The following is a 13388-nucleotide window of genomic DNA, read 5'->3' as shown; positions in this document are numbered from 1 at the left end:
TTGCAATACGCATTTCAATACGTAAAATACTCACCTCTAAAACCAATGCTACCTGGTTATTTCTGCATCATTCCTACAGGAGCAAATTATGGCACTCGTTGACTGCCCATCGTGCAATAAGAAAACGTCTGACAAAGCAAAAATATGCCCACATTGTGATTTCAAGATAGGCGATGCTTCCTCAGAAGATATTGAACGTAAGAAAAATCTACAAAAATTCAAAAAGTTACAGAGCATTCAAAATCAATCGCTTATTGCCATGATCATATTTGTGGCGGGATTCGGTTTTATGTATTGGGGCGGAACAAGGCCCGGCGACTTGCAACATAATCTCGCTATTGTAGCCAGTATTGCAGGCTTCGTGTGGTATCTTGTCAACCGCGTAAGAATTGTACTTATTAAACGTTTTCGTTCATGAATATAGAAGTATTACTAAATAGTATGACGCCTGAGGTGTATGAACGCCTGCGTCAATCGGTGGAAACCGGTAAATGGCTTGATGGTACGCCGTTAAGTGAAGAGCAGAAGGCCAGCTGTATGCAGGCAGTCATGCTGTATCAAGCAAAAATAGAGAAATCGTCGGAACATATGACGGTTAATGAAAGCGGCGAAATAGTGCATAAAAGTAAATCAGATTTTAAACGTGCACTTTCCAAGCAAGAAGATGATAACAACACTATAGCGCGGTTTAAACAGGATGATATTTAGTCGGTTCTTTGCTCCTTCTCACACCAGTCAGAATCCCGAAAAACGACTGGAAGCTATTCAAAACCTGTCGCCGGAAAAGCCCACAGACAAAACGATTTTACATGAATTAGCATTTAACGATGCCAATGCTGATGTCAGCCTTGCAGCCCTTAACAAACTAAACACGTTTGTATTGTGGCTTAAAATGTCACAAAGCGCCCACCATGCGAAGGTGAAAAAAATTGCTGAACGCACCGTTGAGGCAGCCTTGATGGGACAGGGTGATGTAACCATAAACGCGAATGAAAAAGCGTCATTTTTGCGTGAAAGTGCCAATGGTGAATTGATTCAGACTGTATTGGTCAATGACCCAAGTCTATTGGCAGACAATAATCTTGTCATGACGTTGCTTCACAAAGTCGATAAGCCAGCTTTTACCCAAACCATTTTTCTTCATCATGCAGATAACGCACTGCAACAGTCTATTTTGGCCACTATTGAAGATAGTAGTGTGCTGCAAAAGCTGGAAAAGAAATGCAGAGATAATGCTATTCACGCCGCTATAGCTGCAAAGCTTCAAGTACTGAAAGCGCAAGCCGAAAAGCCTATTGAATTAATGCGACGCGTGACTTTGTGTTTGTCTAAATATCAAGCGCTGGTTGATAAATCAGACGTTGAAGATATTGACAAGCGTCAAGCTGAATTGTTAAGTGAATATAATGACTTAATGACAGATTCATCGATATTGAGTTCAGAAGATGAAACGGCGGTAGACGCTAAATTCGCACGTATTAGCGAAAAGGTATCACGTCACCTATCGCGTATTAGACCTGAGTGGGAAGCGCAAAAAGCGGCAAAAGAAAAAGCCGAAATTGAAGCCCTTTGTAAGCAGCATTTATCGCATGCCACTACACAAGTTAATTGGCTCTATGGTGAGCGTTTGTGTGAGGCGACCCTTGCTGATGTAGCGGTAGTCAATGAGTCGGTACGCGCATTAGAAGTAAGCGCAGATCACATGGCTTCATTAGGTGGCAGCGCTAAACTGCTTGACGAAGTACGTACTGGAATAGCTTCGTTAAACAACAGTTTAGAAGCTTTTTCGATGCAACAGCAGTACGGTCAAAAGCTTCTGATTTGTTTGTCTCAAGTAGAATCTCTTGCGGAAGAATCCCTTGCAGAAGAAGCTAAGCAACAACACACCGCAATTACGCCTTCTGAACCAGTAACAAGTGGGCAAGACGATAAAGAGAAAGTGCTCACAGAACAAACTGTTGAAGCGGCCAAAGCTGTAAACACTGATGCAACTGAAAGTAAATCTGTTGAAGGCGAAGCTGTTCAAAATGGCACTAATCTAAATAACACCGTTCAAAGTAGCGCCGTTAATAGCGCTGTCCAAAATGATGACGTTAGCCATAAAGCCCCAGATTCAATCGAAGCCGAGTTTAAAGCGTTAAGTGAAAAGTATCACGACTTACGCAATGAACTTATTTCAGTACCAAGCGCCCTTAATAAGCGCTGGCATGCAGCTTCGCGTATTTTCAGTCAGAAAAAACAAGCAAAAAAAGCAGAAGTAGACCAGGCGCTTCGCCAGTGCAGAAAGCAAATCAGTGTGGTTGATAACTTAATTGCCCAAGGTAAGTTTCGCGGGGCTATTACCAAGTTTGAAAAGCTATCTGCAAGTTTTGAATCTATGCCTGAGAATGTAAAGAAACAATTGGCTAAGCGTTTTGAGAAAACTGCCGAAGATATTGCTCATCTCGAAGGCTGGCAAGATTATATTGCAGCACCTAGAAAACCAGCACTGGTAGAGGAAGCGCAGACATTAGCTTCAACTCCCGTCGAAGATATAAAACAGCGTGGTGAAGCCATTCGTTATCTTCGTCAGCAGTGGCTTTCGTTAGGCGCTGGCAGTGACGATGACGCGCTTCAAAATGCTTTCGACGCCGCGTTAGAACTTGCGTTTCAGCCTTGTCGCGAGCATTACGCGGCATTAGATGCTGAACGTGAAAAAGCGCTTAAAGCTCGTCAGTCATTAATTGAACAAGTTGCTGCCATCGATTTGTCACAAGACGAAGCCGTGCTGGCTAAACTGTTCGATAGAACCGTTAAGCAGTGGCATGAGTGTGGTCAGGTTGAAAAGCGTGAATACGAGTCGTTAAAGCAACGTTGGAATAAAACCATCAGCCCGCTGCAAACTAAAGTGAATCAGTGGCATGTGATGAATAAAAAAGCGAAGCAGCAACTCGTTGCTCAAGCCTCAGCGCTGTTAGCAGAGGAAGATATTGCTAGCGCCACTGAAACAGCGCAGCAGCTGCAACACAGTTGGAAAGCCATAGGCCATGCCGGTAAGCGTGATGAAAGCCGATTGTGGCGTGAGTTTCGCTTAGCAAACGATGCATTATTCGGACGCTTAAAAGATCAACGTAAGGCACAGTCATCAGCATTTGATGAAACCTTTAATACTCTTTTTACTCAATTGAATGCTATTGACTCGGAATCTGATGAATCGACGATTGCTACTTCAATACAGGATATCGAATCGCGTGCGAAAGAGTTGCCTGGTGCAATGCGTGCAAAACTCGATAAGAAAATAACCGGTATTCAAAAGCAGCAGCAAATACGTGCTCAGCAGCGCCAGGTTCGCAAGGTACAGCAACGTGCCCAATCGGTTATTTCGGTGTTGAGTGAGAGCCTGCGAGCAGGAGACATTACTAACATCAGTGATGATGATGCCGACATGCTTAAAAAGCGATGGAAGTCTGCACTGTCTAAACCTACACCTGTTCAACAAAGTCGACATTGGTTAACCGTGGCGTTAGAAGCCGCTACTGATTTGCCTAGCCCTGAGAGCGATAGCAGCATGCGAACCAATGTCCAGCTAACCATGATGACAGCGAAACTAGAGAAGGGCGAGAGCCTATCTCCTGCGCAGTTGCTAGAAGATTGGATTGCGCATGGGAAAGTTAATGACCAAGAAACGCATTTACTTGAACGTATAGTAAATGTATTGGATAACAATCCAGAGGTAGTTGCTTAAGATGAAAAGCCAAGTTGAATTTGGTTTTGCCAGTGAGATGACGGCATATCGTTTTATCAACACGGTTAAACACATGGATGTTGATTCACTGGTCGTAAAGTTTGGACGTAGTGATCGTCACGTGTTGGTATCTTACCGGTATGCGGTAGATGAATTTGATAGAACGCTATCAGAATTAGACGATTTAGCGCGAGAGCTTGGCGGCGAAGAAGTATAAAAAGAAGTATAAAAAAAAGCTGATGGACAAGGTCCATCAGCTTTTCTCGTGATAAAGCGAGTATTAACAGTCTTTATCTTCGGCGTCGGCGCCTTCTTTAACATCTTCACAAGCATCTTCTACTGCGTTGCCTGCATCTGTTACAATTTCGTCTAGCTCTTCGCCTGCATCTTCTGCGTTGTTATCACCGCATGCGGCAAGTGTTAGTGCAAATGTACCAGCTGCTAAAAGTTTCAATAATGATTTCTGTGAGATCATGTCCATTCTCCTGTTTCCTAAAAGTATCTAAAAATATCTAAATGTGTGTTAAATCTATGCTCGTGGTGACCGACCGCGCAAGGCATTCGCGACTAGTGAAATGACTAGTAAGGCGATAAACACAAAGAATAAAAATTGTGCGATACCTGTTGCTGCACCTGCGATGCCGCCAAAACCAAAAACTGCTGCAATAATGGCGATAATGAAAAAAGTAATTGCCCAACCTAACATAGCTAAATCCTCTTTTTGCTCCGTTACTGACATAGTTATTAATGCGAACTCCGTGCCTGAATGTTAAGTGTATGATTTATATGTCTTTGATGTAAGATCTCACTGCTTTTGTGCGGTAATGTCTTCGTTAGCTAAACAAGGTTTACATAGCATTTGCACTTTTTACATAGCGGGGGGCTTAGGAAGCAAGGCAGCATTCCCGATGTGCAAATGCTACTATCAATTTTTAACTCTGGTAATTTTAAAGGGCGCAAAATGGCGAAAACTCACTCCGCATTTATAGGTTTGATGCAACGGGCAAGAAATGTGAAGCGATGGCCTTTAATGGCACAGTTTCAAGAGGAGATGTTGTCTACGCACATCTACGAAGCCTCTATGGTCGCTCACATGTTAGGTGCGATAGCTGCGGACGTGTTCAACGAAGCAGTTGATCCCGATCGAGTCGCTGCCATGGCTATTTTCCATGAAGGCAGCGAGATTGCTGGTATGAGTGATATTCCAAGTCCTGTAAAGTACCACGACCCAGAAACTACTGCGGCCATAAAAAAACTCGAGCGTAGGTTTGAGGCAATGCTGATACAAACCTTGCCTGAGCCTCTACAGAAGCGTTACCAGCCTTTAATAGAACAAGATAAAGATGATATTCATGTACGACTTGCTAAAGCCGCTGATGTGTTATGCGCGTACCTAAAATGTGATTATGAGTTGTCGAAATCCAATTCAGAATTTTCAAACGCCATGTACGAAATGGAAGTGCAATTGAAGCAGTACCGAGAAAGGTTTCAGTCAGTAGAGTACTTTTGTAAGGTTTTCTTAGAAGATGCCAAGGGGACCTTGGATGAACAAACCAAAGATCTTGATTGGGTAGAGCGAGCCAACACATTACATTTAGATTCTGAGCAAAATTAAATAAAGTATTATGCGCTGTAAACAAAAAGACCGCCGTTTGGCGGTCATTTCATCAAAAAATATTTCTGTTTGAAGCGCGCTTACTTAACCTTATCTACTTGGTCAGCGAGAATTTCTGAAACAGATATAGCGTTCTTTCCCAAACTACTTTGGGTATTGCTCATTCTTACCAGAACAGAAAAATAAATGTCGTTAATCTGTGTCTGCGTCACCGTGTTCTGCCCTTGACCTGGTGCAGGTTGTGCCACCTCGGTACACCCTGACATGGTGCATTGCTGATTAGTCGCAAATGGTTGGGGCTCATCCGTACTGTGGGTTACCGCTCTGGCCATGACAGGTTTTTTATCAACGTCGGTTTTGATAACAGCCAACCATTCATAGTTATGTTTGTTAGCGAGTTCCGCGGCTCGGCGTAATGCGAATTGTTGGATAACATCTGCTGGAGTGCGATCTGTAGCTTTGAATAATACTCGGTATTCGTTGTTAGTTAGTTGAACGCTTGAATACCCGTAACCTTCTTTAGTGACCGCCGATTTATAGGGTGTTGGCGAGGCAACAGGTGTAGTGGTGCAAGCGGTAACAAATAAACTGCATGCTAAAGCCGCTATTTTCATTTTTGTTGGTAAGCGCATGGTAATTCCTAGTATTAATTGTAATGACTATTATTTTAGGAACGAAAGTGCGGTGGTGCGCACAAAAGTCATAATAGCTTGATTTCTTTTGCTCTTTGGAGCGTCAGTATTGATACCTTTGTAAGCCCCAGCAGCAGCAATACCTAATAATACTTCAGGTTTGCCCATAAGCAGACGACAATCTCGCTTAGCCTCCTCAAATGATTCTTCAGCATGATGTTTTTGGGCTAAATAATTATGCTGACACTGCCTGATATCCTCTAAGTTCTTTTTCAGAAAAATATTCATGATAAGTGCTCCTTAGTTTTACGCTGTCCGACGGCAATGCCGTAATGAGTTTGCTACTACTTGGTTAAAGACTGCATTAATGTGGTAAGCCGTTTTAGATTAATAAAACGGAATGCACTCTGTGCATGCATAAATGCCACGACACTTAATACGCTATTAACCAGTAGTAATATAATCATAATGACTAGTGCAGGCATGCCAGCATGGTGCATGGCTAAGCCAATGCAGGAATTGAGTAAAATCCAGCAAAAGCCACCTAATGCAAATGCGGTAAGTGCGCCGAAAATACTGACAAAAATTGACTTGGTAATGAGTTGAAGTTCAGCGTTAATCAGGTCGATTAATGCAAAACCTTGATATTTTTTCTGTGCGTAAAGCGCTTTAAAAGAAGCAAGTGCCTCTTCAAACGAAATGTCTGGGGGAATGTCGTTAGACGACTCGGTTGACGCGCCAGATGTACTTTGCTTGGGAATGCGAAATGTCGCCTGACTTCTCGGAGAAGTCAGGCGAAACGGATTTTCGCTGCTCAGCGTGTATGTGGCACTACGAAAATCTGGTAAAGGTTTCATGCTTTATTTCTTGCGAAATAATGAAGTCACTAACATACCTGCTGCGAATGCCATACCAGCAGTGGCTAGTGGGTTCTCGATAGCATACTTGCGTACACCAGATGACTGCCATTTTTGCTCAGCTAAACGCTTTCGTTCAGACATGTTGTCCGCAGAACGACTTGCCGTATTACGAATGTTGTCCTCAGCTACGGCCGCACTATCAGCCAGTTTATCAACTGACGAATGAAGTGTTTCTTTTAACTGATCCGTGACTGGGTGACTAGGCTCGGTTACGCTATTCACTTTCGCTGTTTTTGGCGTAGTAGTTTGTGTTGCCATAGTACTCTCCTTAAGTTTGCTAGATTGCACATAGAGAGTTGCAACGCTTATACCAACATTGAAAAGTATTTAAGTTGTTGATTTGTTAAGGTTTTATTTTTAGTTTTGTTTTGGCGGATACGCTAGCATTCAATTTAAGGTAAGAGTTGCAAGGTAGGCCGTGTAATAATTTCGTAATCGGTTAGAAGTTAAAAAGGCTTGCGGAGGGAAAAGTTAGCTACTCGTCGCAGCTAACTTATTAGTGAGGTGTTGTTTTTATGACACCACACTGATTAAATCTTCTTTACTCACAGGCTTTAAGAGCGACTGGCTAACTCCTAAATGCTTCATGGTATCTCTATCTGGCTCATTGCCACTGACAATAACCAGCTTGGCCTTGGGTTGAATTTGATTTAACTCTGCGGCTAAGTCATATCCATGGTAGTCGGGAAGGGTTAAATCCATTAATACATGATCAAATACCACTTCGTTCATACGCTCGATAGCATCTGCGCCCGTATTGGCCGTAATAACATCGTGGCCTTGATGTACCAAAAATAATTGTAATAATTCAGCTGCGTCTTCGTCGTCTTCTATCACTAATATTTTTTTAGCCGTCGGTTGAGGCTGAGTACTTTGCGTCACTGTTTTAACGGTTTCTATCTTCGACACGGCAGGACCTTGAGAGCGCACCAAATACTGGTCGAGCACCTCTGTGAGAGACGTCCTTTCAATAGGTTTGCCAATAACATTATTAAACCCGTCATCCATTAAAGATTGTTTTAACCCTTTGCGACTCGCGGCGGTAACGGCCACAACAGGTACGTTGCTCTTATGCCGCCTTATGGCATGAAGGGCTTCAATACCATTCATAACCGGCATATGAATATCCATTAACACTAAATGAAAGGGCTCGTTATCTTCTTCGGCTTGTAAAACAGCCTCTAATGCTTTAACGCCGTTTTCTGCATAAGCGACGGTAGCGTGACATTGACTGACTAGATGACCTGTTAAGCGACGAATCTCACGAATATCATCAACAATCAATACCTTGCCAGTAACCTGTAAATCTAAGTTATTGGCTTCAGCTCTGCTAGGTGGCTTAAGTGTAAGTTGGGTACGGCTTTGTTCGCTAATGTCACCTGGATCGATAGAAAACGAAAAGCGACTGCCTTTGCCAAACACCGAATCTACGCTAATGCTTCCGCCTAACTTGGCGACAAGCTCTCGGCTTATTGCCAAACCTAATCCAGCACCGCCATGATTTGCACGCATGATATCTTCGATTTGCTCGAAAGGCTGAAAGATTTTCTCTAGCTTATCCGGTGGCATGCCAATGCCGGTATCTTCAACAATGAAGTGTAGCCTTTCATTGGCTTTTCCTGGTGCTGGAGGACGAACTTCTACGGTAACGGTTATGGCGCCAGTATCGGTAAATTTCACAGCGTTACTGACTAAGTTGATTAACACCTGGCGCAAACGGGTAGGGTCGGTTTCAATCACTTCAGGTATCTTGGTTTCTGCAATCACATCGAAAACAAGATCTTTATCTTTTGCTGCTAATCGCATTAATGAATGAATATCAGTAAGGAAAGGGCTTAGATGCACTTCTTTGATATTAAGCTCAAGTTTATCCGCCATAATGCGAGACATATCAAGAAGGTCATTTAACAGGCTAAGTAGGTGTTTTCCATTGGAATAAATAATAGACAGCTCTTGGGCCAAAGGGTCATTACCTTTGTCGTCTAATAGCAGCTCTGTGTAACCTAAAATAGACGTAAGCGGGGTGCGAAGTTCGTGGCCTAAATGAGCTAGAAATTTATCTTTCGCTTTGTTCTGTTGTTCAACTTTGTGTCTTTCTAATCGCTCGTTTTCTATCTCTCGTCGAACCATGGCGTAGCGAATGGTGCGCATAAACCGGGGCGACTCGATTTCTGTTTTTTGCAGGTAATCGGCTGCACCCGCTCGCATCACCAATTCGTCAACTTGTGAGTCTGATTGACCGGTTAAAATAACAACAGGAAGATTGAATTGGTTTGATTTAAGCACTTCTAATACGTCTACTGCGTTTTCTGCGCCAAGTAGATAGTCGAGTAAACACAAGTCGAAATTTCGACGCTGTAACGCGTCTATGGCGTCAGCACTGTTGGTTACCCAGGTAAGCTGGAAACGGGGTTCTTCACATTGAAGTAAATAATCCGATGTTAAAAAATAATCATCTTCGTCATCTTCAATCAGTAAAACCCGGATAACTTCGGTCACTGTGCGCTCCATAAAACATTGGTCGTAACGTAGCGCTAAATAACAAGCGCTTTAACACATAGCGGCACTAATGGTTAGCGCCGTGCAGCATGAGTAATAACTTACTGAGTCCTACATTGGACTCATCTCTACGTAAATTGAATTAATAAGATTCGACTAATCGTGTGGCAATTCTACAAACTCAATCCAGTAGCGACCTAGCGCGCGCATAAGCTCGACAAGTCCCTCGAAATTCACAGGTTTAGTGATATATGAAGCACAGCCTAAGTCGTATCCGCGAAGCATGTCCTCTTCTTCTTTGGATGTCGTTAAGATGACCACTGGGATCCCACGTAATTTAGGATCGGTTTTTAATTCTTGTAACGCTTCTCGGCCATCTTTTCGCGGCATGTTAAGGTCTAACAGAATTAGGCTAGGGCGGGGGGCTTTGCTAGCATCTGTGTATTTACCTTCATGGCGTAAAAATTCAAGCAACTCCACGCCATCTTCAACACAAAATAAGTTGTTTAACACACGGCTTTCTTTTAGTGCGTCTACAGTTAATAGACGATCGTCCTCATCGTCATCTGCCATAAGGATATTAATTGGTTGGGTTTGTTTACGCGTCATGTGCGATATCTCCATGATTATTTAGAGAGCCAAAAGGCTCGCTGTTTGTTGGCAGAAGGATAGTAAAGGTTGCGCCTTCCCCTGGCGAGCTTTTTGCCGAAATTTGACCATTGTGTCGTTCAACAATGCGCCGGCATACCGCTAGGCCAATCCCTGTTCCTTTGTATTCGCTTCTTCCGTGCAAGCGTTGAAACGGGGCAAAAATCTTTTCTGCAAAACTTTGTTCAAAGCCAATGCCGTTATCTGAGATTTGAATTTTTATCCAGTCATACTCATCGGCTAACAGTATGTCTTTCATATCAGCTTCACTTGGTGGTGTTGCTATAATTTCAATAAGAGGTGCTTTATCAGCGGTTTGAAATTTTAGCGCGTTGGACAATAAGTTTAGAAACAGCTGATCAATTTGTGATTTGTCCGCGCGAATAGTAGGAATGTCTTGCACAATAACGTTGGCACCTTTTTCCTCAATGGCTATTTCTAAATCACCTAGTACACCATCAATAACGTCACCGACATTCACTTGTTCGAAGTCTTTACCCCGTGTAGAAACCCGAGAAAAAGACAGAAGGTCAGAAATCAACATAGACATACGCTCGGCTGCGTTAAGCATACGGGCAAGGAAGTCTTGTCCACGTTCATCCATCACATCTTTGTAGCCAGAGTCTAATCGGTTACCGAAGGCGCGAATTTTTCTAAGCGGCTCTTGGAGATCGTGAGAGGCCACAAACGCGAAGTCTTCAAGTTCACGGTTGCTGCGAGCTAACTCATCGGCATAAATTCGTAGTTCTTGGGTTCGTTCAGATATTTTATGCTCTAGGTCTTCATTAACGTCTACCAGAGTATCTTTATGCTTTTCATTTTCTCGAATGTTGGCTTTTAACAACAAGAAGATTGAGATAATAAGAAACAGGGTGGTACCTGATGAAATTAGTAGCGTATTCACTGAGTCACGTCTTAGCTTCATCAAACTAGCTAAATGCGTACCTTGAATATCTCTTTCTGAGGAATCAATGCGTTCGAACATGTTTTCAAAGTCGTTATATAAATCAAGACCTTTATCACTTTCAAGCAACGTGAAGGCTTGATCTAAATCACCCACTCTAACTAGCTCTACAATACGTACCATACCGTTAATTTTAACGCGGGTTAGGGCGAGTAGCTTATCAATCCGTTCTGATTGTTCCGGCAAATCAGACGCAAGCGCGCTCACTTCAACTTCATCGGCAAGGGCAGTGAAGTTATTCAGTGTCTGTGTGTACTCCTCCAGATAAGCTTCATCTTCAGTAAGAAGGAAACCACGCTGACCAGATTCGGCGCGCAATACGGCCACGTGCAACTTGTTCACCGCGCTTATCACGCGACTAGTGGTAAATAAACGCGCTTCCAATGCTGATAAGTCATCAAGGGTTTGCACCACATAAAATGAATTCGCAGTGATAATAGCAATCACGAATACCACCATGATTACCCAGCTGTATAGCGAAGACAAAACTTTGTTTAGCATTACATCAATCCAATAATGTGTCGCCAAAATCTGAAGTCATTTCAGAAAGGGAGTCACTGCAATCTTTAGCACTGGTTATTATCTTATCCAATGCTGCCATCGCTTTTTGGGCGGGAACTTCGCCATTAAGCGCCATTTTTACCAATTCAGCTTGCATAGAAATGCGATTTAGGGGTTTGCGTGCATCGTGTACATAAGTGCTTAATCGGGCAAACTCATCTTCAGTCATAACTTTTGTCCTGCCTTACTAGTCTTCTTTGACCAAATCACCATACGCGTGAAGTCGGTTGTATAAAGTTTTGGTGCTTATGCCGAGCATGTCAGCGGCCATGGTTTTATTCCCATTTACCTTCTCAAGCGTGGCGTAAATAAGTTCTTTCTCGACATCTTCAATAGTACGTCCCGCTTGAAGTGCTGGCGCTGTACTTTGTTTTTTAGCAAAAGGCGACTCAATCGTTTTAGGAAGCTCTATTACTTGTTTTGTCGGGTCGCTCATAATGGCTGCACGATGAACAAAGTGGCGCAATTCACGAACGTTACCTGGCCAGTCATAGGCTTGTAATGTATTTAGCTGACTTTCTTGCCAACTAAACTTAGACCCATTGTCTTTATTAAATTCTTCAATAAAGGTTTTCGCTAACAAAGGAATGTCTTCTTTGCGCTCGCGCAACGTGGGTATGGTGATTGGAAATACGGCAAGTCTGAAGTAGATATCTTCACGCAACACTTTGCTTTGCGCTATCTCTTCCATGGTTCGGTTGGTGGCTGACACCACGCGACAATTAACCGGAATAGTTTTAGTACCGCCAACGCGGATAACCACTTTGTTTTCCAATACGCGTAGTAAATTTGGCTGCATATCGATAGGCATTTCGGTGATTTCATCTAAGAATAAACATCCGCCTTCAGCTTGTTCGAAAACACCTTCTTTGCGGCCAACTGCACCAGTAAAGGCACCTTTTTCGTGGCCAAATAGTTCGCTACCAATTAATTCTTTTGAAAAGGCACCACAGTTAGTCACTACGTAAGGGCCTTCGCTTTGTGACGCGCGGTGAATAGCAGCTGCAACCACCTCTTTACCTACACCACTTTCGCCCAGTAGCATAACGTTGGCACTCGTTCTGCTCACTCTTTCAATTAATTTATAAAGTTCTTTCATTGGCGCAGATTCGCCAATAAGCAAATCGAAATGCTTTTCAATTTTTTCGCTGGTATCTTCAGCGACTTTAGGTTTTCCTGTTAATACTGCTTCAATGTCTTCACGTTGAATAGGTTTAACAAGGTAATCAATATTGGGGCCGCACAAACCTTTAATGACGCCTTTAACCGATGGGTGTCCGGTAATAAGGGTAATGCGTGGGCGTTTGGGAAGCGCGTTAAGTTCATCGAACAAGTGCGCACCGCTGCCATCTGGCAACATGAAATCAAGTAATACATGATCGAAAGTTTCTTTCTTTAACCAGTCACGCGCTTCACCTAATGTGGCAGCAGTTAGCACTTCGTGACCGAGAAACTCAATAATAGTGCAGGCCACCTCGGTAAACTCGGCATCATCATCTACAAGCAAAACAGTTAACACTTGAATATCCCTTTTTTAAATGATCAATCCCTTCCTGATTGCTTAGATCAGCGCACTGGGGGGTAAATTGACCTGATTTTATAATTATTTGTGCATTATTACATTCAAACGTAGACGTTGTCGCATTCATACTCAACTTTGGTTGAAAAGCGCAGCAATATCTCGGGCTGACCTCATAATGCGATCCTCGCATCACTTAAAAGGGGTTAGCTAAATACAATCCGCACAATGACATATCTTTAGCTAATAAAGCACATATTGTGCCGATCGCTACCAAAATGCATAAATTTGAACGGCGAATAACTT

The 13388-nt window shown here is 42.9% G+C and carries 16 protein-coding genes; 5 read left to right on the top strand and 11 right to left on the bottom strand.

The window, feature by feature from the left end:
* The first annotated feature begins 88 nt into the window (after nt 1–88).
* From ALT761_RS12125 to ALT761_RS12110, 4 genes are read left to right on the top strand one after another with little or no spacing between them, the layout of a single operon-like run.
* Nucleotides 89–418: a zinc ribbon domain-containing protein gene (locus ALT761_RS12125; RefSeq protein WP_013783656.1), complete on the top strand. Its 330-nt coding sequence runs from the start codon at nt 89–91 to the stop codon at nt 416–418.
* On the top strand, nt 415–708 hold the full coding sequence (locus ALT761_RS12120; RefSeq protein WP_129739019.1) for a YeaC family protein: 294 nt from the start codon (nt 415–417) through the stop codon (nt 706–708). Before ALT761_RS12125 ends, ALT761_RS12120 begins: the two co-directional genes overlap by 4 nt.
* Nucleotides 698–3724, top strand: coding sequence for a DUF349 domain-containing protein (locus tag ALT761_RS12115; RefSeq protein WP_129739017.1), 3027 nt, complete (start codon nt 698–700; stop codon nt 3722–3724). Before ALT761_RS12120 ends, ALT761_RS12115 begins: the two co-directional genes overlap by 11 nt.
* 1 nt (nt 3725) lies before the next feature.
* Nucleotides 3726–3941, top strand: coding sequence for a hypothetical protein (locus tag ALT761_RS12110; protein ID WP_013783659.1), 216 nt, complete (start codon nt 3726–3728; stop codon nt 3939–3941).
* Between the two features lie 63 nt (nt 3942–4004).
* On the opposite strand, the gene ALT761_RS12105 is transcribed toward ALT761_RS12110, so the two are convergent.
* Nucleotides 4005–4199, bottom strand: coding sequence for a hypothetical protein (locus ALT761_RS12105; RefSeq protein WP_083820183.1), 195 nt, complete (start codon nt 4197–4199; stop codon nt 4005–4007).
* A 54-nt stretch (nt 4200–4253) separates the two neighbouring features.
* Nucleotides 4254–4430 carry a DUF1328 domain-containing protein gene (locus tag ALT761_RS12100; RefSeq protein WP_041452796.1) on the bottom strand — a complete coding sequence of 59 codons (177 nt, stop codon included), beginning with the start codon at nt 4428–4430 and terminating at the stop codon, nt 4254–4256.
* Between the two features lie 255 nt (nt 4431–4685).
* Here ALT761_RS12100 and yfbR point away from each other — a divergent pair, with 255 nt between their 5' ends.
* A complete protein-coding gene (gene yfbR / locus ALT761_RS12095) occupies nt 4686–5339 on the top strand; it encodes a 5'-deoxynucleotidase (protein ID WP_129739015.1) in 654 nt (217 codons plus the stop codon).
* 80 nt (nt 5340–5419) lie between these two features.
* Here the strand turns inward: yfbR and ALT761_RS12090 are convergent, their stop codons facing one another.
* The 9 genes from ALT761_RS12090 to ALT761_RS12050 all read right to left on the bottom strand — a co-directional run bounded on the left by ALT761_RS12090 (nt 5420) and on the right by ALT761_RS12050 (nt 13082).
* Nucleotides 5420–5971, bottom strand: a complete 552-nt coding sequence (locus tag ALT761_RS12090) for a CC0125/CC1285 family lipoprotein (RefSeq protein WP_129739013.1) — start codon at nt 5969–5971, stop codon at nt 5420–5422.
* A gap of 30 nt (nt 5972–6001) precedes the next feature.
* On the bottom strand, nt 6002–6259 hold the full coding sequence (locus ALT761_RS12085; protein WP_129739011.1) for a hypothetical protein: 258 nt from the start codon (nt 6257–6259) through the stop codon (nt 6002–6004).
* A 56-nt stretch (nt 6260–6315) separates the two neighbouring features.
* A complete protein-coding gene (locus tag ALT761_RS12080) occupies nt 6316–6828 on the bottom strand; it encodes a hypothetical protein (RefSeq protein WP_129739009.1) in 513 nt (170 codons plus the stop codon).
* A 3-nt stretch (nt 6829–6831) separates the two neighbouring features.
* Nucleotides 6832–7149 (bottom strand): hypothetical protein, encoded by a 318-nt coding sequence (locus ALT761_RS12075; protein WP_013783666.1) that lies wholly within the window; start codon nt 7147–7149, stop codon nt 6832–6834.
* A 255-nt stretch (nt 7150–7404) separates the two neighbouring features.
* On the bottom strand, nt 7405–9390 hold the full coding sequence (locus ALT761_RS12070; RefSeq protein ID WP_129739007.1) for a response regulator: 1986 nt from the start codon (nt 9388–9390) through the stop codon (nt 7405–7407).
* 156 nt (nt 9391–9546) lie between these two features.
* The gene (locus tag ALT761_RS12065; RefSeq protein ID WP_013783668.1) at nt 9547–9999 is read right to left on the bottom strand and encodes a response regulator; all 453 of its coding nucleotides are present in this window, start codon (nt 9997–9999) and stop codon (nt 9547–9549) included.
* Nucleotides 9989–11503, bottom strand: coding sequence for a sensor histidine kinase (locus ALT761_RS12060; protein WP_129739005.1), 1515 nt, complete (start codon nt 11501–11503; stop codon nt 9989–9991). Before ALT761_RS12060 ends, ALT761_RS12065 begins: the two co-directional genes overlap by 11 nt.
* Before the next feature lie 4 nt (nt 11504–11507).
* Nucleotides 11508–11732, bottom strand: a complete 225-nt coding sequence (locus ALT761_RS12055) for a hypothetical protein (protein WP_126873402.1) — start codon at nt 11730–11732, stop codon at nt 11508–11510.
* Between the two features lie 18 nt (nt 11733–11750).
* On the bottom strand, nt 11751–13082 hold the full coding sequence (locus ALT761_RS12050) for a sigma-54-dependent transcriptional regulator (RefSeq protein ID WP_129739003.1): 1332 nt from the start codon (nt 13080–13082) through the stop codon (nt 11751–11753).
* Between the last annotated feature and the right edge of the window lie 306 nt (nt 13083–13388).

The sequence above is a fragment of the Alteromonas sp. 76-1 genome (assembly GCF_900654235.1).
Taxonomy (GTDB): Bacteria; Pseudomonadota; Gammaproteobacteria; order Enterobacterales; family Alteromonadaceae; genus Alteromonas; species Alteromonas naphthalenivorans.
The sequence above is the reverse complement of the archived record's forward strand: the minus strand, read 5'-3'. Positions and strand labels throughout refer to the sequence as shown.

Excerpts from the sequence above, each read along its gene's own strand:
- ALT761_RS12125 (WP_013783656.1), top strand. The coding sequence starts at position 89 with ATGGCACTCGTTGACTGCCCATCGTGCAATAAGAAAACGTCTGACAAA.
- ALT761_RS12100 (WP_041452796.1), bottom strand. The coding sequence starts at position 4,430 with ATGTTAGGTTGGGCAATTACTTTTTTCATTATCGCCATTATTGCAGCA.
- ALT761_RS12085 (WP_129739011.1), bottom strand. The coding sequence starts at position 6,259 with ATGAATATTTTTCTGAAAAAGAACTTAGAGGATATCAGGCAGTGTCAG.
- ALT761_RS12060 (WP_129739005.1), bottom strand. The coding sequence starts at position 11,503 with ATGCTAAACAAAGTTTTGTCTTCGCTATACAGCTGGGTAATCATGGTG.
- yfbR (WP_129739015.1), top strand. The coding sequence starts at position 4,686 with ATGGCGAAAACTCACTCCGCATTTATAGGTTTGATGCAACGGGCAAGA.
- ALT761_RS12075 (WP_013783666.1), bottom strand. The coding sequence starts at position 7,149 with ATGGCAACACAAACTACTACGCCAAAAACAGCGAAAGTGAATAGCGTA.
- ALT761_RS12080 (WP_129739009.1), bottom strand. The coding sequence starts at position 6,828 with ATGAAACCTTTACCAGATTTTCGTAGTGCCACATACACGCTGAGCAGC.
- ALT761_RS12065 (WP_013783668.1), bottom strand. The coding sequence starts at position 9,999 with ATGACGCGTAAACAAACCCAACCAATTAATATCCTTATGGCAGATGAC.
- ALT761_RS12105 (WP_083820183.1), bottom strand. The coding sequence starts at position 4,199 with ATGATCTCACAGAAATCATTATTGAAACTTTTAGCAGCTGGTACATTT.
- ALT761_RS12115 (WP_129739017.1), top strand. The coding sequence starts at position 698 with ATGATATTTAGTCGGTTCTTTGCTCCTTCTCACACCAGTCAGAATCCC.
- ALT761_RS12120 (WP_129739019.1), top strand. The coding sequence starts at position 415 with ATGAATATAGAAGTATTACTAAATAGTATGACGCCTGAGGTGTATGAA.
- ALT761_RS12090 (WP_129739013.1), bottom strand. The coding sequence starts at position 5,971 with ATGCGCTTACCAACAAAAATGAAAATAGCGGCTTTAGCATGCAGTTTA.
- ALT761_RS12055 (WP_126873402.1), bottom strand. The coding sequence starts at position 11,732 with ATGACTGAAGATGAGTTTGCCCGATTAAGCACTTATGTACACGATGCA.
- ALT761_RS12110 (WP_013783659.1), top strand. The coding sequence starts at position 3,726 with ATGAAAAGCCAAGTTGAATTTGGTTTTGCCAGTGAGATGACGGCATAT.